Here is a 19561-nt window from a genome sequence, read left to right as displayed (position 1 = left end):
TCAGCTTGTTTTTTGTATTGTACTCTAGACGACTTGTTCAGGAAGCCCAATATATTTTGGAAACTGATGAGGAAAGCCCCACCAAAACTTGCGAACCAACTGCCCTTGATGAATAAGGCCGAAAGGCAAGTGAACAACAGGGTCAAAGGGATTAGCGACTCTAATATATCTATGGATCGAAGTCTCTGGGGGACGACTCATGATTTTAGGTTGTCCCCAGGTTACAAGATTGACTTTAAACCCTTGCTTGGAAAAGTCTAAGGCTGCGAGTAATGCGATCGCGCCTCCGTTGGAGTAGCCTCCAATATAAATAGATTTATTTTTCTCTTTATATTTCCTTGCTTGAGTTAGGGTCTTAGCTGCAAAAGATTCGTCCCAGATATCAATGGCAAAGAGTTTAAGCCAAATGTCGCGGCGAGCTATTTTATAACTCTGCCGGAATCCCTTGTGAAATCCTTCGCGATCGCATTCAAAGTCCAGGTTGACTTTCCAATCGAGAATTTCGTTTGAGCCTTCAAAACAAAGATAGGCCGATCCTTGATGATGCCCTGCCAATCCGTCAAGACCTAAGGGGGTTCGGATCAGGCTTAATCCAGCAGGAGGAAGGGCCTTGGCTCTTAAAAGCCTCATCTTGTCAGTTATTTGTTGGGCAATTTCAAATAAGCTCATCCTTCTTCATTTTTTTTAGAGAAAGCCAAATGTCGGGCAGTAAATAAGTTCCTAAAGCAGCGCCTCCCATTAGCTCGTAAAAAACAAAATAAAGCTTGGTTCCTGTTTCTGACAGGACGCCGATAAGGCTAAAGTAAATCCCTAGGTCAAACCAGGCAGAGGAAAAAAGGCAGATTAAAATAGCAACAGATACAAAAATAAAGTTAAATCTTTTGGTTATTCGGCTAAAATCTTTTTCTTTGTTCTCGGAAAAAAAGCGATAGGCATTGCCGCTTATAATCCCAATAAAAGCAGTGGTCACCAAAAAAACATCAAGAAATTCTTCGCCTGTGTAGTAGCCTCTGGCAAAAGCCAGTCCGCAAGCGGCAAGAGCAAAAAGGTAATTGCCAAAAAGTATGACGCATATAACCAAAAGCAGTCTAACTGGATTCAATTCAGTACCTCTTCTCTTTCTGTATTGAATTCCCTCCTGAGTCGATTCGCAAAATCAGAAACCTCGTTTGGTTTACGGGCATTAGTCGAGCTATAGCGAGCGGGGTCTTTGGGGCATGTTTCAGTAAAAGGGTTTGGCGTGTTGGGTTGAGCATGATCGCCCTCAACTACGAATACTGCAATCCGACTATCATTGTCTATGCTCAAAAAAATACTAATAGTCTCGCAAAAAGCCCCGTTAAGTATTCCTCCTTTTATTCCGCGATTCCTGGTCAGAGAGAAGAAAAGGCTGTTTCTGTTAAGTATGTCAACCTTAAGTTCGTTTTCGATAACTATAGGTAATCCCTCAAGGTACCTTTGGATAGCGATCGCGCTTTCATGGATAGGGTTTTTTAGCGTAATCTCAAAGGTGTTTACATAGGCTGACCTAGTAATCCCGCAGGTAGGAGTCACTGGGACTTGCAGAGAAAGATCGCTTGAAACAAAAATATCGGAACAAGAATAAGGGGTTGTGATAGCTACAATGGTGTGTTCTGCTACAGGAGGGTCTGCCTGGTCTAGTATTTCCTGTAAGAAGGCGCGGTCAGAAAAAATCTTAAGAGCATCTAAATATTTTCCTTGAAATTGAATATCCAATAGTTTTTTTTCTTGGACATCGCAGTCAGGGAAAATTTGTCTTACCCCAAGTAAACTTTTACACGGATCTATATCTGGCTGGGATTTTAAGTTTATTTGCCTGGCGATCGCGGCTTCTGGGCAATCATCTATAAAATCAAACTGTGGTTCCAAGAGCTCTGAGCTGCATTCGAGGACTATTGGGCCATCGGCTAGGGCCACGTCAGCAAGGGCAGTAAGCCCCCAGAAAGCAAGAAAGATAGCTAACATAGTTTCGATACAATCTTTGTCCCATTGTATCGAAAGAGGAAAAACCATGCTGTAGATTTAGCTCTGCTGGCATTCATCCCACGCTGCCCCTATCGGGTACAGACGTGGGATGAATGCCAGTCTTTAATTGGTTGGTCTGCCTTGGTTCTCAATGTATTTCCGCAAAGTTGAAATTGTTACTCCGCCACATGAGGCAAGAAAATAGCTGCTATTCCAAAGTACTTTTTTGCGATAATACGTTTTCTTTAACATTGGCAAAAATTCTTGTCTTAACCTGCGACTAGAAACGCTTTTAAGATTGTTAATTAACCTTGCTTAAATGTATTTCTGGATGGTATTGAAGCAATAGATGAATATGGTCTCTTTCTCCATTAAATTCGACTATTTTGCAATCCCATTTATCGAGCAAAGCTTTAAATATTTCGTGGAGCCTGTCGATCATTGAGGCATTAAGCACTTTGCGCCTGTACTTGGTGGTTAAGACCAGATGAGCTTTTAAGCCTGATATAGAACGCCCACGAGAAACAAAATTATTTTCCATCGTAACCTCTAAGAAGCTTGCACCTGTCCCCAGCCCTCCTAGGGACAGGTGCGTGGTTAACTACTTGAGGCCGACTTTCCCCTTTAAATGAGCGTTAAATATTTGCCTATTAATATCCAATACTTCTTGAATCTCAACCCCATAGTGATCCTCGAACCCTTCAATTTCCAATTCATCAAGAGCAAGAGATTTTTGAATCATTTTAAGCTTTGAAATTAATCTATAGTTCAATGTCGATACATTCCCCTGTTGGACTTTCATGGTCTTTTCTCCAAATAAATAATAAAAATACCCGCCAATTAAATGGCGAGCTGGACAATTAACAAGATGCTGCGTACTGGCGTTTTAAATAAGCAACAGCCAAATCTCTAGTGGAGAAAAGAACTTCTTTGCTATTGCCGTTGCAGAAAGACTTGCCAATCCAATCGGAGCCCCAGGGATCTTTGTAATATTCGCCAGCCTGGAAACAATCAGCCAAAAGGAGAAATTTATGAATTCCGTCGTTATGGTCAAAACGACCAATAACTTCGTAATAGGGAGTGTTTAGCCTTTGATAGTCTTCGTAATGCTTAAGCTCGAAGGCTAGAGCATTAAATCCTGATGAAGGCGCTTGAGGTTCGAGTAGTTGTTGTGACATAATATATTTAATTAGTTTTGATGAAGGCGATCGTTTTTTCTTTTGCGGGAGAGGCGATCGCTTTTGTTTTGCTTGTTATTATTATTGTCGTCGATTCGACTTCAAAAGTCAAGATAAAAGCAAATTAATTATGCATTACGTTTTTGTAAATCTACTTATTGACTAAATATTCTTTTTGGTGTACATTTGAAGCATAAAGCCAATATTGTCACCGAAAAGATTAAAGAATAAGATGGAAGCGCAACTAAATAATCTAGATCGTCTTCTCATGAGGATAAAATGGCGACTTAAAGTCGTTATGGCGGAAAGAGAGGTAAGCGTAAGCGAACTTATTAAAAGAACTGGCTTACACAGAGCAACCATTTCTAAGCACTTGAACACATTAAATCGCCCGTCACGGCTAGACGCAGAGACGTTGATGAAGTATTGTTTGGCCCTAAATTGTCAGCCTGGTGATTTGATGGAATTCATCCCTGACACAAGTAAGTAATTTTTCTGTGTATTACCTAATAGTTTTGTTTGCCTATTTTGTTTGGAGTTCTAAAAAATTTGTTTAGAGTACTAATCTTCGCTCCAGCCATGATCTATAACTACCAATATCGACTCAACCCAACCACAGAGCAAAAGCTAATCTTCAATGACTGGCTTCGTGTTTGTCGCTATTGGTATAACCGTCAACTCGGAGAAAGGTTTGATTGGTGGGAGCGAAATCGTAGCTATATAGATAGATGCCCCTTGGTTTGCCATCTGCCAGAGCTCAAAGATAAGCCCGAATTTTATGGGCAGAAAAAACAGCTTCCTATCCTTAAGCAAGACTTGGTTGCTGTGGGCTGGAGTGGGGAGTTACTGGATTTTTCTTCTGTACCAGCAAATACATTACAAGAAGTCGGTAAGCGAGTTCAACTAGCATTTAAGAGATTTATTGCTGGGGACAAGAATGGGAAACGCAGTGGAAAACCGAGGTTCAAGAATCAAGCCCGTTTTCGCTCAATGGTATTTGAGGGAGTTAAACTACATTCTTGTTCTGTGGGCGGGAAGTTTCTCTATATCTCTCTACCAAAGATGGGGCTTATTAAACTTCGTCATCATCGCCCATTGCCCGATGGAGTAACCCTAAAGTCTGCTCAAGTGATCAAGAAGACTGATGGCTGGTATATCAACTTAAGGCTGCAAGATGATATCATTCCCGATTTTAAAGCTGATATTATTCCCACTTGGGAAAACTCAATGGGCATGGATGCGGTGCTTCATGAAAGTGATTATCTGGCTACTTCTGAAGGGGCCAAGCTGCCCAGCTTAAAATCATTTCGCAAAGCCAAAACCAGGCTTGCTAAAGTTTCTCAAAGAAAATCACAGAAAACTAAAGGTAGCAAATCTCGGCGAAAGCTTGCTAAAAAAGAAGCAAGATTACACCAAAGAATTGCTCGCTCCAGAAAAGACCATGCTTACAATACCGCTCAAGCTCTACTAGATACAGGGAAACAAGTTTTCTTTCACGAAAAGCTCAACCTCAAAGGATTAAGCCGAAGGAACAAACCAAAAACTGATGATAACGGGAAATATATTCCCAATGGGCAATCGGCAAAGTCTGGATTAAATCTGTCCTGGGCTGATGCCGGATTTGGTCAATTTTTCAAAATACTAGAGTACAAAGCTGGAAAAGCTGGTGCGATAGTTAAAGAAGTGAATCCCGCATATACTTCTCAATTACTAAGTTATCGTGATGATTTTATTTTCACCGATTGTAGTATTCGAGAATATTGGGATGAAGAATTAAAGCTTTTGATAGACCGCGATATCAATGCGGGGATAAATATCAAAAGAGTTGGGCTGGATGTGTTCCCAACTATAAAACGCCGTAGAGGGAATCCGGTAGTAACCAATTCTGCTACCGACAGTACCTCGAAGGAAGTTCTCTTAGCTCATCAATTATGGGCTACCGGGAAGCCCACACCGAGCTATCGCTACGGTGTGGGAGCATCACCATGGCGAAGCAAGAGGAGAAAAAATTGTAAATCTCTTTTTATGAAGACAACTGTAGCAGAAAATGTTTTGATACCAGAACAAAGTGTTTAGCTAAAGAAGAAAATGGCAGCCTCCAAACCAAAAAAAGTCGGGTTCCTTCAAGAGGACAACGGAAATTATAGTCAGATGAGGCTAATGTGCCTTTTATCTCTGTTTGCGGCGATCGCCTTTGGCGGGGTTGCTGTAATGAAGGATAGTCATATTGGAACGGAGATGGCGGTCTTATTTGCGATCGGGGCCTTTGCTCCTAAGGCTCTCCAAAAGGTGGCAGAGCAAAATATGGATAAACCTACGGGGTCTTTTTTGCCTAGAGGTCAAGATGAATACCTGGGGGGGCATAACCTCTGATGGCTTGGTTGCTACAATTGTCTTAAAGTTTTAGGTGTTTATTATGGCGTCAATTTTAGAATGGGCTGCGATCGCGGGGGCTGTATCAGTTCTTTTTGCCACTATCGTTAAGGTCTTTGGGATTGTAAGAAAATTAGAAAACGCTCAGCAAGCCGTGGACAAAAGACAGGACGAAAAAATCGCCTATCTTTCTGGTAGACTTGATACTTTAGCTGCTGCCAACTCAAAGTTAACCGAACTTGTACTTGAAAAAGAATCCTCATGAGGCTCCCTGAAAAATGTATGCGCGGCTTGGATTGTTGCCAGCCCTTAGCCGCGATCGTGTCCGATGATTTGAACGAAGACGGCTCCCCAGTAAGCTTTTCCTGCCTGGGCTCAGAAGGCGATCCAGACAAGCTAACAGACTGCTTTGTCAACTCGGAAATTGACGATAAGACCATTTGCGATCGCAGATATGTAATTGATAGAATAAGTGTCTATTCTCAAGGCTTAAGTGCGATCGCAAATGGAGCCTTGGATTAGCTGAGTTAATATGAAGTTGTTGTGAAGCGCGATCGCGGATGTGAATAAAAAAGGAACTTGCACACCAGAAGAAGCCAGAAGGCTTTATGTGGAGTCCGAAGAAGACTATACTTTTGATACATTAGCAGAGGCCACATCCTTTGCCCCAAGTACACTTAAGAAGTGGAGCGGCAAAGATCCAAACGGACGATGGAAAGACCAAAGAGACGCCTATCGGACAAGGATGGTTCAAAAGACCACTGAAAAGGTTATTGAACAAAAAAGTACTAGGCTCGCTCAAGATATTGTCGAAGCTCAAAAAACTCATATTCACGCCTACAATGTTTACGCTGAAATAGCCACAGAGTACGGAGAATATAAACTTGATAAATTAAAAGAGCTAAAAAGCAAAAGGCTTGAGGCTTCTGATGAAGAGGAAAAACAAGAGATCGAGTCAAGAATTGAGAAATTTAGCTCTGTCTCGCTAGACTACTGGAGCAAGGTACAAGATAGATCTCTTAAAGGGAAAGAAAGGTTGTTGGGGATGCCGTTCCACATTAATCCTAATGCCGCGATCGCGGAAGTCGAAAAGCTTGATTATGTTGTTGTTGAAAAAAATTATTTGGCAGAACTACAAGAAGCGGTAGAGGGAGAGGCTTAGTGCTCAGGGTATATCGCCTTGTCGAACAAAATGTTTATATTGAAATGTAGTCAAGAATTTTTGGTGATCGAATAATGGTTAACCTTGTTGCGATACACATTTACTAAAACACCGAGATCGATTTCTGTAAAATCATTTTCGGCTAAATTTAAAAGCAGTTTGCCACTTTCTGTAACGGCAATCAGCAAGTCAATTACTGGAAACCATATTTCTAATTGAAGTGGTTTGTTCACAATTTTAACTTCCCAGTTAGCAAGAACTTGTGAAGTACTAAATGTACTAATTTCGTTTATTGATAGTTCTAGTAATAGATTTGCGATCGCTATGGCAATCGAATTTACTTTGGTCGAGATAAATTTACTTGCGATACTAGTTTCTAGCTTTGATTTCATCTTCTTTTCTCCCTGTTTCTTAGATGCTTTGTCAATAGTAAATTATGCTGGATAATAGCTGGTTGCGATCGCATTACCGCCACTGATTGGAACAAAGGCTCCCGCTTCAGGAGCTTCTTGGGTAACCGTTTCCCCGATCGCGTAAACCTCGGCTACTTGTTCAGATAAACTTAAATCTTCAATGATCGACTTAGAGAAATAAAGTAAATTCCCGACAAGATTGGCATGGACTTTATTCGTTTCAGATAGAATGCGATCGCGCAGCAAGACGGAGCAATTCTCTACGGGATAGATGAGTATCTCTCCAGGCTCGGCTAATCCTTGGGGGTAAGTTTCTGCCGAGAGAATTTGTATAGCTACGCTACTTATGGAGCGAATAACTTGAATAGTAAAGTCGGGGTCAAAATCATCAGAGAAGTTTAGGCCAAGGATTACGCCCCGATATCGCACTGAATCAACTACAAGGTAAACCAACGATGACTCTATAGTATTCCAAAAAGCAATTTGGCTGTTGATCACATCGCTATAGGTGATTTCTTCGGCCACTTTATCTTCAACCTTGGTATATTCCGCGATCGCGTTTAAGTTGGATTTTAAAACAGGATCTCCGTTATCGTTCTGCAAGGTAAAGGTTCCAACGTCGAGAGCTTGATCGGTAACAATGCTAAATAGCCAGCTAGTACCAGTAGAAATAGGACTAAGGATATCTGCGCTAGCAAGGTAAAAGGAGTCGCTGGCTGCTTGAGTGACAATGGTTCTTTCGACATGGCTGGTTACACTATTTTCAACGGTTACGTTAAGGTCGTGGAATTTAGAGATATTTCGTATGCGATCGCTAGTGAAGTCAGATTCTAAGCTAATAGATTTCTCTGTAAACAGTACAAAGTTACCATCTCCAGAAATTAATTTAGTTGTTGGAGTGAGCCTATCTTCGCTGATAATCCTAGTGATATTTTCGGTATCCGTCCCCTCAGCCTCGTATTGCTCGGTCGAGGTTCCTGCGGGGACATCCCAAGTTTTGGAGGGAACATCGTAAACGCTATCTTGAGTTCCTGTCTCTGTCCTTAAATGCCGTTGCGGCCTAGTGAAGGATAAACTTAGGGGCTTACTCCATTCCTCTTCGGTAATGGTGCGAGTATAGCTAGACTCGGTTGTTTCGGTCTGCCCTTCCCAGGTTCCAGTCCGATTAGCCGTAGGAACCCAAGAGAAAAGAATCCCTGCACAGATAAAGGGCGATCGCGTTCTAAATTGAGCATCAACTTGGATGTAGCTAAAGGTTGATTCATAAGTTTCCGTGCGATCGCCACTGAAGACTTGATTGTTGAAATGAACATCAACTGTTCCCGTTAGGGTTTCGGTGGTTGTCGCCAGATAGTTAAACCGAGTATCTCGAAAGAAAAACAGAATATCGACAGCGCCATTATTCCCGGGGGTGCAAAAAGCTTGGGGTTGAGCTGGGTTTGGTGTCAAGCCCGCATCTCCTGAAACTACGTAATTAAAGTCATATGTCTCAACTTGGCTGTAGTTATAGCCTGTATCAGATTGAGTGTAAGTGGTAGTCCCCACAATATCCTCTACTAGGGGATAGGGAACAAAGCTCGGGTAGAGGGGTGGCTGAACAGCTTCGGGTAACTCGTCATCCGTAATCTCTTCTGTTAAATTCTCTTCGGGAAACTGAGGATAGGCGATCGCGCTTAAGATGCCATTGCCAATCCAGGTCGGAGCGATCGCATTAAAAACCCCAGGAAAGCCCAGAAAAGATTGAGAGCCATTATTGTCCTGAACAATCTGCTCCTGTAGCCATACGGCCAAATATTGCTGCTCTCCGAGGTTGTTTATCCCGCCAATGGTAACTGGATCAAAATTGGCTAGGGTTATTTGATTGCGATCGCCTCCAAGTTGAACGGGAGTGGTAAATAAAACCTGGAAGGGCAAGATAATTTCTTCTGGTTCGATATCATCCTCTGGCCTTCTAACGGAAGCTTCTCTTTTGCTGAGGACTGTAACGGGCGGGGTTGAACCCCAAGCGTAATATTGCTCCCCTTCTTTGACAATAGTTACTTGAGAGGAGTTGACGCAGTTGGCTGCGATCGCATTAACAGTTGTTCCGTCACTTAGTTGGACGGTTATGCGATCGCTTCTATTGCCATAGGAGAGAGCTTTACCTATCATTCCTTGGGTTCAAATTCTTTTTTGAGTTCTAGGTAGGTTTCTCGCCTTATCTTTTTGTCCAAGTCTTCATTCGCTTTATCAATTTCAATCTTTGCAAGTTTTTGAAGCTCAAAAAATTCATCGTTCTTTTCAAGTTTTGCGATCGCTCTTGCTAGAGACTCTTCCGAAGCACTCCAATTCATCTTGCCAGCAAACCATAAAAATTCATCAATAAACCAAGAATCTTCAGATGACTCAGAACTTTCTGTGCCAAGAAACCCCCATTTGCCACTCTTGAACTTAACAACAAGAAACTCGTTGTCTTTGTCCGCGATCGCAATTCCCTCTATTTCTTGTCCTACCCAGTCATCGGGAGACTCAAGCAAGTTAGCTTTATAGTTAATGTTTATTGCTTTGCATAGCTCTTTAAACTTTTCTATTGACATTGATTTTAGGTTATTATTTTTTTTGCGATCGCTAAACTAAATTAAATTGAGGCTTTCTTGAATTCCTTGGGCTGCCTCGAAATCTCTTAAGAATTCCCAAGCTTTCTTATTCCAGAAGGCATCCGCGATCGCAGAATGTTCATCTTCTCCTTGCGCTGGTAATTCAGGATTGCCCAGGCGATCGCATTCCTGTTTGATGTCGCGACAATACATGGGGAAACCTTTGGGCAAATCCATCATTGTCCCAAACAGTTGGCACAAAACAACCCAGTCGTAGTCTGCATAGTAAGCCCATATTTCGGGCTCTTTATCAAGCTCTAGCTTCCAGAGCCGATCTTTGTCGTGGAAGATATCCACAGTCTCCTCGACGCTCCATCCAGATTTATTAACGCATCTTCCTTTGATCCCTCCCACCACTTCAAATGCTATTTGTTCCCGCGATCGCCAAGCTAAAATGTCTTTCTTCTCTTCTTCAGTAAGGTTCGGATCTCCTTTGTTTACTCGATAGGGCTCCCAGTTTTGGGTTATCAGATTTTCTGGGTTGTCGCTCTCATCCCAATAGATAGGAGGCAGTTTTTTAAGCACATTTTCGACCACCCATGGATCAGCTTTGGACGGATCAAAATCAGTTGATATTGCATAGTAGCTGCTCCCATCTTCGCAAACGAGACCTATTGATACTAAATCAATGGTTTTCCCGTCTTCAATAAATTCTGTATCTAAGAAAAATTTCATAATGCGATCTCGTGATTTTTTCAGTTCCCTGCTAAATTGCCGCCAAAATAATAAATCGCAAAGTAATTACAGGCTAAGTGCAAAGTATTATCAGTAATTATCAATAACCAAAAAGCAATGTAATCAGGGACTTTTTTGCTATAGCCGTATTGGCTCGATTCATCCCAGTTAACCCACTTGGAGCGCGGAGCTAAAAAGTTTTTAGTAAAAACCACATAGCGAGCCAGCCGAAATCTATCAATGAGGTAGTGGGTAAATATTATCTGTAGCAAGCCAATCCAGTTAACCAAAAAGCAAAATAACAATGAATATGAGATCGCGTGAAGCATCGCGATCGCAGAGCTTTTCGTCTTATTTTGCGCCATCCAGTCAGACTGAAAAACATAGTCACCTACGAGATGAAAAATAATTTGTATCATCTTTTTTTGCTGCTACTCCCCAAGGAACATCTGTCTAGAACATTTTTGAAAGGCATCGTCCAACAGCCCTAGATGCTCGCGCTTAAATTGCTTGTTGGTTCGCACCGTCATAGTACTGTCCCACAAATGCCCATGATTATCGGCTCCAATTTGGGTCAAGAATTTGTTTAAAGCTGAGTAGCTGGGCGCTCCGTTTCTGGTCTTGAACCCGTATCTGTCGCACAAGAAAGCCTTAGTTACTGTCGAGCCATCATTAATCAAGTCTTCCTCGACAAAGGTTCGATCTCGATATTCAACTTTCTCCACCACTTGAAAGCCCAAGATTTTCTGTTGGACAGGTTCGGGACAAAAATTAACAACGTTTTCTCGTTTCTCAATCAAGATTGTCTGAGCTTTTGCCGCCTCGGCTTCAGCTTTCCTGAGTTCTAGCTCAAGCTCTAATTGCTTGATGCGATCGCTTTGCTGAGGGATGACTTCTTTTATTACTTTTTTTGCCGCTAAAAAAGAATCGACTAGTTTATCTTTGCAGTTTAAAACTTGTTCTGTGTTTCTCGAATAAGTCATCAGCTTTAAAGATTGTCTTTCGTCAAGAAGACAGTAAATTTCTTGGTAAGTGCCTCCCTGCGGTTTTTTGACCACGCGCGTTTGAAACGCGACTGGTGAATGGGACTCTAGCCGATCAATCTTTTTCCTGATCGTAGCAAGTAAGTTTTTGTGCTGAACATTAAGATCTTCAGCGATCAACCTTGAGTCTACTACTAAAACCCCGTCTGCTCTTTCTTCAATTTTGATAAGATCATTCATGGTCTGCATACTCTGAATATGTGGACTGCGCTGATATTGCCTCGCTAACTCCGAGGCTTTGCGCCTTCCAATATTTTAGTACATATCTCTGAACAAATTGTTTTGATCTTGATCAATCTGCGTACCAAGCGTTCCCATTATTCCAAACCGTGTAAATATTGTTCGCCAACCCTGAAATTGACCCAGCAGAGCCATTAATGGTAGTGGCAGCAGCTAATTCCAAAGTAATGGCACTTCCCGCGATCGCATCAAACACGGCAAGTTGAAATCTTATATTAGGTAAATCATCGGGAAGAGTAACAACAGAGCTTGCTGTTAAATTCCTCTGTTTGCCTCCGATCGCCCCGTCAATGGTTAGATTCCCTGTAATATTAGCTCCAAAAACAAAGCCGCCGTTATCAACCAAAGAAGCTTTCCAAGTTCCCGTTGTGTCAACCGCCTCGAACACAACGCCAGTTTGAGAGGTGGCATTGATATTCTTTACCTTTTGCCCGACAAAATCAGCATTAAAAGTAGGCAGCCCAGGATCTGCGATATCAACCTCAATCGGATCATAGTCAGGAATCCAGTCTCCCACAACAGGAGTATCAGGTAATTTGTCAGGCGATCGCCATTTAACAAAGCGAGTTGGAGAGGTCAGCTCGGCAATGTAGAGCAGACTGGGAATTGTGGGAGCTTCGGCGGGAGCCGTTGCTTGATAGGTAACAGGATTGTTGATCATGAAATAGCGACCAACGTCATCAAGGGGAGCGACAATCCCAGGCTCAAGAGCGGCTAAGGTTGAAGTTTGCCGCCAGACATACTCGATATTCCTTAGGTCAAATTCGTGATTAGTGGGAACGGGAGTGATATCGTTTTCTGCGATCGCAGTTACCAAGCGACGCATGCCATCAATCCTAGCTTTTTGATCATCTGAAGGGTTGGAAATTCCTGCATTGATTAGCGCAGTTGCATCGCCAAGGGCGCGTAGGACAGTTAGGTTAGGTATTTTTTGGAGGGCGGCTAAGGTATTTAAGCTCATTGAGATAAAGAGAAAATGCGATCTCAACTATTTTAGTTTATTGAACTAAACAAATTGTTTCTAGCTTAGGAATTGTCTCAGGTTCTGTAAGCCAGATTTGCTTTTCCTCCAAGCAGTGAATCCTTTGGCTCGTGCGATCGCAGGTAGAGCCATCCCCTTTAAAAATTGCAGCTCAATGACTTCTCTTTCTCTGGGTTCAAGTTTTGCGATCGCAAGGTAGAGGTCTAAGTATTTTGAGTCTTCATGGCGATCGCGTAAGGTATCGACCAAAAAAATATTTCCGTCGCCGACAGGTACATCTAGAGAGGTGATAGGTTCAGGTTTAATCCTTCGTGGAAAGCGAACTATATAATGCTTGTCCCGAAGATAATGCAATATTTCGCCTCTGATTTTTGCCCCAGCGTAAGCTCTAAAGCGCCCCTTCTCAGCATCAAAATTTCTGGCGGCCTTGATCAATCCAATTAGCCCCACTTGAGCCAAATCATCAAACTCTGCGGGGGAACTTTGGGTGAGCTTATTGGCGATCGCGTAGGCTAGATTTTGGTTTTCTAAGACTAGCTTTTCCTGGGAGCTTGCATCTGGCAACACTTGAGTTCTGTTTGGGAAAAACTGTTAAAGTAGAGAGGGCGACGATAGCCCGTAAGACAATCACTGAAGTCCGCCTCCTTGTTTGGTAAATGGACAAAGTGTAGGTCTGTCGCCGCCGCAACAATGCTAGCAAAAATCAGAGCTATGACTGAGATCAAGATTCCCGGCCCGCGAAGCGGATCTCTTCGAGATCGCGTACCGAAAAAGAAAGAATTGCAGAAACTTTTGCTGAAGAAACAACTAATCCGACTTTTCCCCAAGATGCGATCTTTTTTCGATAGCACTTAGGCGAAGTCTTCAGCTCCGATAAAGCTTGAATCTACGCCTAGGACAGATACCAAAACCTCACCCGTCGCTGCGACCGAAATAGTTGCGGCTGCGGGGCCGCCTCCTATGGCGAGCTCTTCATAGGTTAATCCCCCTCCTAGAGAGAAAATATCAGTGCCGTCAAAATACCCAGCGATCGCATCTTCTCCGTTACCAGCTTCTAAGACAAAAGTATCGGCTCCTGCACCACCAAATAAATTATCTGAGCCCGCCCCTCCATTTAGGGTGTCGTCGCCGCCTTCCCCCCAGAGCATGTCATGATCCGCGCCTCCAATTAGATGATCATTACCGCCATCCCCGGCAAGGATGTCATCCCCTTCGTCTCCTAGAATTAGGTCGGCCCCTGCACCACCAGAGATCACATCAGCGTCCGCACCGCCAGAAAGAAAATCAGATCCTTGATTGCCAAAAATAAGATCAGCTCCCGAGCCCCCATCAATGGTGTCAGCCCCTTCGTTCCCTACTAAAAGATCGGCGTGAGACCCTCCCAAAAGAATATCGTCTCCTAGGTTGCCGTAAATGGCGTCTTCACCATCTCCACCAAGTATCAAGTCATCACCTTCATCCCCGCCGATAAAATCCCCTTCTCCGTCACCAATGATGATGTCATCCTCTAATGTTCCTGGGAGTGAATCTGCGATCGCAGTGCCAAATATCTGAGCCATCTTGTCCTCTTGTTGTAAGTCTGTTCTATTATTATTTTAGTTATTAATGTCGAACATAATGTTTCTTTTTCTGAACAATGGGCAAGCTCAATAAAATAGTTTTCCCTTTGCCAACAGGGCTTAAAGCTCCTTTTAATATCTTGGAAAATGGGGCGCTTTTTAACGGTGATACCTTGGTGCTACCTGTTAATCGCGAAGATTACAACGCGCCAAATCCCAAGTCAAAAGAGATCAAAGAAGGTGTGACCAGTGCCGTTGCGGATTTGAGGGTCGATTATTACAAGCCAGAATTTACGAGTCGTGACTCTCGCTCAATCATCAAGGATGTCTTGGAAGCCCTGGAGGCTGTGGGGAATCTAGATACAGCAGGAATAACCTTAAGCGATCAAGGATCTCTCGATTTGCCTCCGGTTATTATGCATGATTATCACCGTTATGACGGCCCTAGCGATCGCACAAGAGGTTATACGATTCGAGTGGGAGTGTTTAGTGAGATCGAAGATCTTAAGGGTAGCTTTCGCGGCTTCGATGGAACGACCAATTACAACGGAGGGACAAGAGTTGCCTTCACTCATATTTTTAATATTGTCGGAGGCTCCCTAGTGGATGCGCGATCGCGGTGACCTTGTCGGTAACAGAAATTCAACAAACACTTTTAGATAGGGATGCGGCTGAGGATAACCCCTGGTCGATTTGGGTTGGCGCAGATGCTGGTACGGCAAGCCAATTATTGAATTTAGACGATAGCAACCCTTACTTGAGACAGGTAAGCGTTACCAATGAAATGCTTGCTTATGATACAAGTCTTAAGCTAGATACCGAGGTTTATCGATTAACCCTAGTTCGCAATGATGAGCCCAATGCTAATGCGGCCTATTGGTTAAGCTCGGATGGAGGCGTAACAAAGGAGCGGTTGAACTGGAGTTATAGGCGATCGCGTGCCAAGCGATCTTATTGGTGGATATTTTTCAAAAGGAGCGGGTAGGAAGTAGGAAGTAGGAAGTAGAAAGTAGAAAGTAACTAAAATAGGGAGTTATCAAACCATGCCATTAGCCTGTATTGAGGCGATCGCACTTAAAATAGGACGGGTAATAGTTGATTTACAAACAGGGGAAAAAGCTCCTTATTGTAAGCTTGACAAAATCAAAGAAAGAGAAACTATAAATATCTATTTTCATCCCGAAGATGAAGTCGTTCAGCGACTTATTCGGCTAGCAGGACAACATACTGACTTCTCTTTTGTTTGCTTTGATCAACAAAAATATGTTGTGTTCCCGCACTGCACAGATCTAGGACTTGACTTGACAGATTTTGCTCATGTGGTGTTTTCTTTAAGACCAATTAAAAAAGAAGGTCAGCAAAGTTTCATCTTTTGCGATCGCGAGACGACCTTGGAGCAAATCTGGGAATATTGCGACGCCGACCGCAGACGAAAAGAAGTCTTAAAAGCGATCGGCGAAATTTAACTTCCTACTTTCTACTCCCTACTTCCTACTTTAAGAAATGCCAGATCCTATAACTAAAGCTCCAGAAATAAGACAGAAATTGGCCGAGTATTTAACTCAAGAGACGACCCAGTTTTACCCTGATATTGATTGGCTCTATTATCAAATTGAGCATGATTCAACTATGAGTCCTCGTGGAGCTATCTTCCTTGATGAAGAGATAAGCGATCGCAATTATCCGATGAATCTGGCTACCAATCAGACTTGCTACAAGATTCATATTAAATTGACTATTAGCAAAGATACTCTATTGGAATTACTAGATGCGATCGATAATTGGGCGGCTCAGATCAAGAATGAAACGCTCAAGAAATTGCAATGCGATGGTTACGAAGGACTATTTAAGGGAATCCATTTGAACCCTCAGCGGTCTATCGTCAAAGAATATAACAAAAACCAAGATACTGGAGGAACAGGATGTGTGCATTTCTTTTTACTTTGGGAGGATCAAGGCGCGATCGCAGGAGTGGGAGGAGGAGCGGGCTTTTTCTAACGCAATCGCGGGAGAGATCCGCTTCGCGGGCCGCAGGAAACAGGCTAGGGAGTTTTTTTGATGGAAGAGCAGAATATTGACTGGAAAAAAGAAGCTCTTCGCTACGAAGCGTTGCTTGAAGACATTCAGGAATTCGAAGACTGGACAGAGGAGGAACAACAAGCCTACGAGGTGGCGATCGCTAATCTCTGATCGGAAGTTGAGGCGTTCCCCAACTGTCGATACTGCGATAGGGATTTAAACTTGCCTCGCTAACTCCCAGGGCGATCGCAATTTTGCACATCAAGGCCGCAGATAACACGCGATCGCCAGACTCAATCTTGCTCAAATAAGAAGACGATACTCCGATTTCTTCAGCAAGCGTTGTTTGGTATAAAAATTTTGATGTCCTCGCCAAACGAATTCTAGCTCCAATTATTTTATGGATATTTGGCGTCGATAATTGCCTAGCTGTCAAAGGATTTGACCATTAGTCACGATTTTTAAATTCTAGCTGCGATCGCCTTTAGATTGCTAGTCACTACCGAATTGATAGTGAGTGACTAGCTATGCCAAATAATATTACGGGCGTTGGAGTAATCGGCGCGAGAGATCCTGTCGATGGCTCAATGTACCTGTCGCCTGCTTTTACTTGTACCCTGACAGAGGAAAGAACTGTTGATGTATCTAAGGGGCATTCGGAGACCGATTGTACTCCATTGCGAGATCTTGACGTTGCCGATAAAGACTCTGAATTCACTTGCAATATGGGAACTCAGATCCTTGACGAAGAGGCAATTAACTGGATTCTTTTCAACAACAGACGGCAAACTTCAGCCAGCATTGAATTGCCAACTTTGGTTAGCGGGACAATAGCAGGAGGAGCTTTGACCGTCACAGGGCTGCTTGTTGATCAAGCAAACGTTAGTGTTGTCATCCTTGATGCCTTGGCTCCAGGCAATATTAGTCTGGCTTTCCAGGCTAGCGGCGGTACAATTGACGCGACAAACTTTGAGGTTACAGCAGACACGATTACGGTTGACGCCAGCTATAACGGCAAAGTGGCTGTGGTCTATTATCGAACTACTGAATCAACAGTTGAGATCACTGGGGGAAATACCAATTATACCCCCTATGCCAACGTAGAACTATTTATGAAAGTTTGCGGGACTCGTTTTGCAGATAAGCGTTTATGGATTCCCAGAGCAACTTCTTTGAACGGCGTAAACTTTGACCCTGGCGCGGATGAATTTACCCGTGAGTTTAGATGCTTGCTTCCCGCTGGCTTTTCCGTGCCTTATGTATTCTTTGATGCCGCTTAATTAAAGTAAAAAGTAGGAAGTAGGAAGTAGGAAGTTATGTCTGAAACAATTGAATCTAAAGTTGCAACTAAGGCAACTAAGACCGAAGCGGTTAAAGCTGAAACGCCTAAAACCGAAGCGAAGTCAGAACCCAAGGTGATGAGCGCTGAAGATTGCCAAAAGCTGCCCGAAGAGCTTCGCGATCGCTTTACTGGATACGCTAAGTCTGGATTAAAAGTCGTGACTTGCGATCGCCCAGACAAGAAAGGGAAAGATCTGATCGCTTACACTAAAAGCGGCAGATCTCGACTCGACCACGAAATATTAAAGGCCTAGCGCCTTCTTGACTGAGTCTGGCATCCCTTCGAGCTTTGGTTTAGCCTGAGCTGCCTTGGGGGGCCTGATATTCATCGCTTGAAGTACGCCGTCCCTAAAGGGATCTTTCCCTTTTTCTGCCTTACCAAAGAAGCTGCCATCTTTGAGCTCTTGCATGAGACTCTCGGCAGCTTCTTCGTTGTTTATCTGGTCGCGGTTGAGGAAATTCAAGCGAGCCTTAATATAACCCTCTAAAAGCTTATGGGGCGTGATATCTGAAATCGCGATCGCAGCTCTTAGGTCAGGGCATAGCCCAGAGTTGACTAGATCTACTGTTAACTGGGATTGATAATCTTCTATCGAGAGGGGTTCTTGGGGTTTTTTTGTGGGTGCGCCCTCTGGTTCTTCTTCTTTAAATTGAAAATTAGCGCTTGCAATCTTTTCTAGAGCTTCGTTTAGCTCTTCTGGCGGCAATTCCGATAATTTAAAATCTAGGTTTGCCAATTCCCCCAGGTTATCTAGAGCGAAAGATGCCTCAAGAGAGTCGGGGCCAAAAGTTTCGATGATTTCTGGTAACTTGGCCCACCATTGGTGAAGCTTGGCAAATCTCGAATGATAGGTCGAATCAATTAAGTAATGTTTTTTGGCAGAATTTAGATGAAGAAACAAGTTGATCGCTAAGCTAAACTTAGATCATTCTATCTTTTGCATAATGGCAATTAGCGGAAACCTCAAGATTAAAGTCTCAGTTAACCCTGGCTACTTAGCTGATCAGGCAATGAAGCAAGGGCTTTATGATGCCTATGTTGATGAGTTGTTGGATGTTGCTGACGAGTGGCAGCAAGAAAGTTATGTGGGGGCGACGAAAGATCTTAAGGGAGGCTGGGATGTAATTGCCCCTCGTCGAGGGTCTTCTACTTTTGCGATTAACGCAGTCATTATTAACACAAGCGATCGCGCTATTAACCGAGTTGCAGGAAGGGGTCCAGGAGCCACTCCACCGATCGCACCATTGGAAGATTGGGTCAAAGCCAAGGGTATCGCTTCGGGGAAACGGGCATTAGGTGTCGCGATCGCAATTAGTAAGACCATCGCCAAGAGAGGAACTCGACGCTATCAAAATCAAGAAAACTTCTTAGATCTTAATCTTGATGGTACTCCCAAGCCAGGCGCAAGAATAGAGCAAGCTCAGAAAACTATCACTCAAAACCTATCTAAAAAATTCGATGCAAAAAACTCTTAATATTCGCGGCAAAGATTACGAAATCCAAGAATTTAGCAACCTTCATATTGGGGTACTCCAGCAATTTTTAATTAGCACAGCGAGCCTTGACTTTGGAATTCAAGCTCAAAATGATATTGGGTTTGTTCTTAAAGAAGTCATCCTGCCAGGCTTGCCCGATAACCTAATCAAGAAGATCGCAGAAGGGAAGTATGTCTTGCTTCTAGACATGGAAGAGGTGAGTCAGATAACGGCGGAGCTGAGCCGTTATTTTGCCGAGATGAGGTTATCTCAAGCTAAGGAAAGAGAAGATAGTGAGGCGATCGCAAAGTACCAAAAAATGCTCAAGGATCTTGCGGATGACGATATGACGGACGACGAGTTTGAGCAACTAAAAAAAGAGATTGCAGAACTAAAATCTCAAGTCCAGCCAACCGTACCCCTTGATGAAGTTGCTGCTCTTAAAAAAGAACTGGCCGAGCTTAAAAACCAATAACCC

At 43.2% G+C, this 19561-nt stretch carries 32 protein-coding genes and 1 pseudogene; 15 read left to right on the top strand and 18 right to left on the bottom strand.

From position 1 onward, the window contains the following. Positions 1 to 24: 24 nt before the first annotated feature. The 6 genes and pseudogenes from XEN7305_RS22170 to XEN7305_RS22145 form a co-directional block, all read right to left on the bottom strand. Positions 25 to 669 (bottom strand): esterase, encoded by a 645-nt coding sequence (locus XEN7305_RS22170; protein WP_006511769.1) that lies wholly within the window; start codon positions 667 to 669, stop codon positions 25 to 27. Further along, complete coding sequence (locus tag XEN7305_RS22165) at positions 656 to 1102, bottom strand: hypothetical protein (RefSeq protein ID WP_006511768.1); 447 nt, start codon at positions 1100 to 1102, stop codon at positions 656 to 658. Before XEN7305_RS22165 ends, XEN7305_RS22170 begins: the two co-directional genes overlap by 14 nt. Next, a complete protein-coding gene (locus XEN7305_RS22160; RefSeq protein ID WP_040899145.1) occupies positions 1099 to 2034 on the bottom strand; it encodes a hypothetical protein in 936 nt (311 codons plus the stop codon). Before XEN7305_RS22160 ends, XEN7305_RS22165 begins: the two co-directional genes overlap by 4 nt. A gap of 75 nt (positions 2035 to 2109) precedes the next feature. Continuing rightward, a pseudogene (gene tnpA / locus XEN7305_RS22155) lies at positions 2110 to 2527 on the bottom strand (IS200/IS605 family transposase). Between the two features lie 60 nt (positions 2528 to 2587). Further along, positions 2588 to 2728: a hypothetical protein gene (locus tag XEN7305_RS22150; protein WP_238569023.1), complete on the bottom strand. Its 141-nt coding sequence runs from the start codon at positions 2726 to 2728 to the stop codon at positions 2588 to 2590. A gap of 118 nt (positions 2729 to 2846) precedes the next feature. Then, the gene (locus tag XEN7305_RS22145; protein ID WP_006511764.1) at positions 2847 to 3164 is read right to left on the bottom strand and encodes a hypothetical protein; all 318 of its coding nucleotides are present in this window, start codon (positions 3162 to 3164) and stop codon (positions 2847 to 2849) included. Positions 3165 to 3396: 232 nt separating this feature from the next. Between XEN7305_RS22145 and XEN7305_RS30410 the strand changes: the two genes are divergently transcribed. The 6 genes from XEN7305_RS30410 to XEN7305_RS22115 all read left to right on the top strand — a co-directional run bounded on the left by XEN7305_RS30410 (position 3397) and on the right by XEN7305_RS22115 (position 6699). Next, positions 3397 to 3654 carry a helix-turn-helix transcriptional regulator gene (locus XEN7305_RS30410; protein ID WP_006511763.1) on the top strand — a complete coding sequence of 86 codons (258 nt, stop codon included), beginning with the start codon at positions 3397 to 3399 and terminating at the stop codon, positions 3652 to 3654. An 89-nt stretch (positions 3655 to 3743) separates the two neighbouring features. Continuing rightward, positions 3744 to 5240 carry an RNA-guided endonuclease TnpB family protein gene (locus XEN7305_RS22135; RefSeq protein ID WP_006511762.1) on the top strand — a complete coding sequence of 499 codons (1497 nt, stop codon included), beginning with the start codon at positions 3744 to 3746 and terminating at the stop codon, positions 5238 to 5240. 12 nt (positions 5241 to 5252) lie between these two features. Beyond that, positions 5253 to 5537, top strand: coding sequence for a hypothetical protein (locus XEN7305_RS22130; RefSeq protein ID WP_006511761.1), 285 nt, complete (start codon positions 5253 to 5255; stop codon positions 5535 to 5537). A gap of 43 nt (positions 5538 to 5580) precedes the next feature. Further along, complete coding sequence (locus XEN7305_RS22125; protein WP_006511760.1) at positions 5581 to 5802, top strand: hypothetical protein; 222 nt, start codon at positions 5581 to 5583, stop codon at positions 5800 to 5802. Positions 5803 to 5819: 17 nt separating this feature from the next. Then, on the top strand, positions 5820 to 6059 hold the full coding sequence (locus XEN7305_RS22120) for a hypothetical protein (RefSeq protein ID WP_144053346.1): 240 nt from the start codon (positions 5820 to 5822) through the stop codon (positions 6057 to 6059). Between the two features lie 40 nt (positions 6060 to 6099). Continuing rightward, positions 6100 to 6699 (top strand): hypothetical protein, encoded by a 600-nt coding sequence (locus XEN7305_RS22115; protein ID WP_006511758.1) that lies wholly within the window; start codon positions 6100 to 6102, stop codon positions 6697 to 6699. A 50-nt stretch (positions 6700 to 6749) separates the two neighbouring features. Here the strand turns inward: XEN7305_RS22115 and XEN7305_RS22110 are convergent, their stop codons facing one another. From XEN7305_RS22110 to XEN7305_RS22070, 10 genes are all read right to left on the bottom strand, one after another. After that, the gene (locus XEN7305_RS22110) at positions 6750 to 7091 is read right to left on the bottom strand and encodes a hypothetical protein (protein WP_006511757.1); all 342 of its coding nucleotides are present in this window, start codon (positions 7089 to 7091) and stop codon (positions 6750 to 6752) included. Between the two features lie 42 nt (positions 7092 to 7133). Continuing rightward, a complete protein-coding gene (locus XEN7305_RS22105; RefSeq protein ID WP_006511756.1) occupies positions 7134 to 9263 on the bottom strand; it encodes a hypothetical protein in 2130 nt (709 codons plus the stop codon). After that, positions 9260 to 9688 (bottom strand): hypothetical protein, encoded by a 429-nt coding sequence (locus XEN7305_RS22100; RefSeq protein ID WP_006511755.1) that lies wholly within the window; start codon positions 9686 to 9688, stop codon positions 9260 to 9262. Before XEN7305_RS22100 ends, XEN7305_RS22105 begins: the two co-directional genes overlap by 4 nt. Before the next feature lie 36 nt (positions 9689 to 9724). Next, complete coding sequence (locus tag XEN7305_RS22095) at positions 9725 to 10423, bottom strand: 3'-5' exoribonuclease domain-containing protein (protein WP_006511754.1); 699 nt, start codon at positions 10421 to 10423, stop codon at positions 9725 to 9727. 20 nt (positions 10424 to 10443) lie between these two features. Then, positions 10444 to 10842, bottom strand: coding sequence for a DUF3307 domain-containing protein (locus tag XEN7305_RS22090; protein ID WP_006511753.1), 399 nt, complete (start codon positions 10840 to 10842; stop codon positions 10444 to 10446). Between the two features lie 12 nt (positions 10843 to 10854). After that, positions 10855 to 11646, bottom strand: a complete 792-nt coding sequence (locus XEN7305_RS22085) for a Rha family transcriptional regulator (protein ID WP_006511752.1) — start codon at positions 11644 to 11646, stop codon at positions 10855 to 10857. A gap of 112 nt (positions 11647 to 11758) precedes the next feature. Beyond that, positions 11759 to 12667, bottom strand: a complete 909-nt coding sequence (locus XEN7305_RS22080; RefSeq protein WP_006511751.1) for a hypothetical protein — start codon at positions 12665 to 12667, stop codon at positions 11759 to 11761. Between the two features lie 60 nt (positions 12668 to 12727). Beyond that, positions 12728 to 13252: a sigma-70 family RNA polymerase sigma factor gene (locus XEN7305_RS27020; protein WP_158500436.1), complete on the bottom strand. Its 525-nt coding sequence runs from the start codon at positions 13250 to 13252 to the stop codon at positions 12728 to 12730. Beyond that, the gene (locus XEN7305_RS29190; RefSeq protein ID WP_158500434.1) at positions 13222 to 13539 is read right to left on the bottom strand and encodes a hypothetical protein; all 318 of its coding nucleotides are present in this window, start codon (positions 13537 to 13539) and stop codon (positions 13222 to 13224) included. Before XEN7305_RS29190 ends, XEN7305_RS27020 begins: the two co-directional genes overlap by 31 nt. Beyond that, positions 13540 to 14247: a calcium-binding protein gene (locus XEN7305_RS22070; RefSeq protein WP_006511749.1), complete on the bottom strand. Its 708-nt coding sequence runs from the start codon at positions 14245 to 14247 to the stop codon at positions 13540 to 13542. It abuts the gene before it with no gap. A gap of 77 nt (positions 14248 to 14324) precedes the next feature. On the opposite strand from XEN7305_RS22070, the gene XEN7305_RS22065 reads away from it, so the two are divergent. Genes XEN7305_RS22065 through XEN7305_RS30085 form a run of 5 tightly spaced genes read left to right on the top strand, consistent with a single transcriptional unit; the run spans position 14325 to position 16437 of the window. Beyond that, positions 14325 to 14870 (top strand): hypothetical protein, encoded by a 546-nt coding sequence (locus XEN7305_RS22065; protein WP_006511748.1) that lies wholly within the window; start codon positions 14325 to 14327, stop codon positions 14868 to 14870. Continuing rightward, on the top strand, positions 14867 to 15232 hold the full coding sequence (locus tag XEN7305_RS22060; protein ID WP_006511747.1) for a hypothetical protein: 366 nt from the start codon (positions 14867 to 14869) through the stop codon (positions 15230 to 15232). Before XEN7305_RS22065 ends, XEN7305_RS22060 begins: the two co-directional genes overlap by 4 nt. 58 nt (positions 15233 to 15290) lie before the next feature. After that, positions 15291 to 15713, top strand: coding sequence for a hypothetical protein (locus XEN7305_RS22055; RefSeq protein ID WP_006511746.1), 423 nt, complete (start codon positions 15291 to 15293; stop codon positions 15711 to 15713). A gap of 37 nt (positions 15714 to 15750) precedes the next feature. Next, complete coding sequence (locus XEN7305_RS22050; RefSeq protein WP_006511745.1) at positions 15751 to 16245, top strand: hypothetical protein; 495 nt, start codon at positions 15751 to 15753, stop codon at positions 16243 to 16245. A gap of 60 nt (positions 16246 to 16305) precedes the next feature. Beyond that, complete coding sequence (locus tag XEN7305_RS30085) at positions 16306 to 16437, top strand: hypothetical protein (protein WP_006511744.1); 132 nt, start codon at positions 16306 to 16308, stop codon at positions 16435 to 16437. Here the strand turns inward: XEN7305_RS30085 and XEN7305_RS22045 are convergent. After that, positions 16427 to 16702 (bottom strand): helix-turn-helix domain-containing protein, encoded by a 276-nt coding sequence (locus XEN7305_RS22045; RefSeq protein WP_040899138.1) that lies wholly within the window; start codon positions 16700 to 16702, stop codon positions 16427 to 16429. The two genes, XEN7305_RS30085 and XEN7305_RS22045, sit on opposite strands and share 11 nt — an antisense overlap. A gap of 91 nt (positions 16703 to 16793) precedes the next feature. Here XEN7305_RS22045 and XEN7305_RS22040 point away from each other — a divergent pair, with 91 nt between their 5' ends. After that, positions 16794 to 17546: a hypothetical protein gene (locus tag XEN7305_RS22040; protein WP_006511743.1), complete on the top strand. Its 753-nt coding sequence runs from the start codon at positions 16794 to 16796 to the stop codon at positions 17544 to 17546. 36 nt (positions 17547 to 17582) lie between these two features. Further along, positions 17583 to 17861 (top strand): hypothetical protein, encoded by a 279-nt coding sequence (locus XEN7305_RS22035; protein ID WP_006511742.1) that lies wholly within the window; start codon positions 17583 to 17585, stop codon positions 17859 to 17861. Here XEN7305_RS22035 and XEN7305_RS22030 read toward each other — a convergent pair. Next, positions 17850 to 18509, bottom strand: coding sequence for a hypothetical protein (locus XEN7305_RS22030; protein WP_006511741.1), 660 nt, complete (start codon positions 18507 to 18509; stop codon positions 17850 to 17852). The genes XEN7305_RS22035 and XEN7305_RS22030 overlap by 12 nt on opposite strands. A 43-nt stretch (positions 18510 to 18552) precedes the next feature. Here XEN7305_RS22030 and XEN7305_RS22025 point away from each other — a divergent pair, with 43 nt between their 5' ends. Together XEN7305_RS22025 and XEN7305_RS22020 are read left to right on the top strand one after the other, a co-directional pair. Beyond that, positions 18553 to 19083 (top strand): hypothetical protein, encoded by a 531-nt coding sequence (locus XEN7305_RS22025; protein WP_006511740.1) that lies wholly within the window; start codon positions 18553 to 18555, stop codon positions 19081 to 19083. Then, positions 19067 to 19558: a hypothetical protein gene (locus XEN7305_RS22020; RefSeq protein WP_006511739.1), complete on the top strand. Its 492-nt coding sequence runs from the start codon at positions 19067 to 19069 to the stop codon at positions 19556 to 19558. The genes XEN7305_RS22025 and XEN7305_RS22020 overlap by 17 nt, the downstream gene beginning before the upstream one ends. The last annotated feature ends 3 nt before the right edge of the window (positions 19559 to 19561 follow it).

The sequence above is a fragment of the Xenococcus sp. PCC 7305 genome (assembly GCF_000332055.1).
Lineage (GTDB): Bacteria > Cyanobacteriota > Cyanobacteriia > Cyanobacteriales > Xenococcaceae > Xenococcus.
Note: the sequence above shows the minus strand (reverse complement) of the source record. Positions and strands in the feature narration are given on the sequence as shown.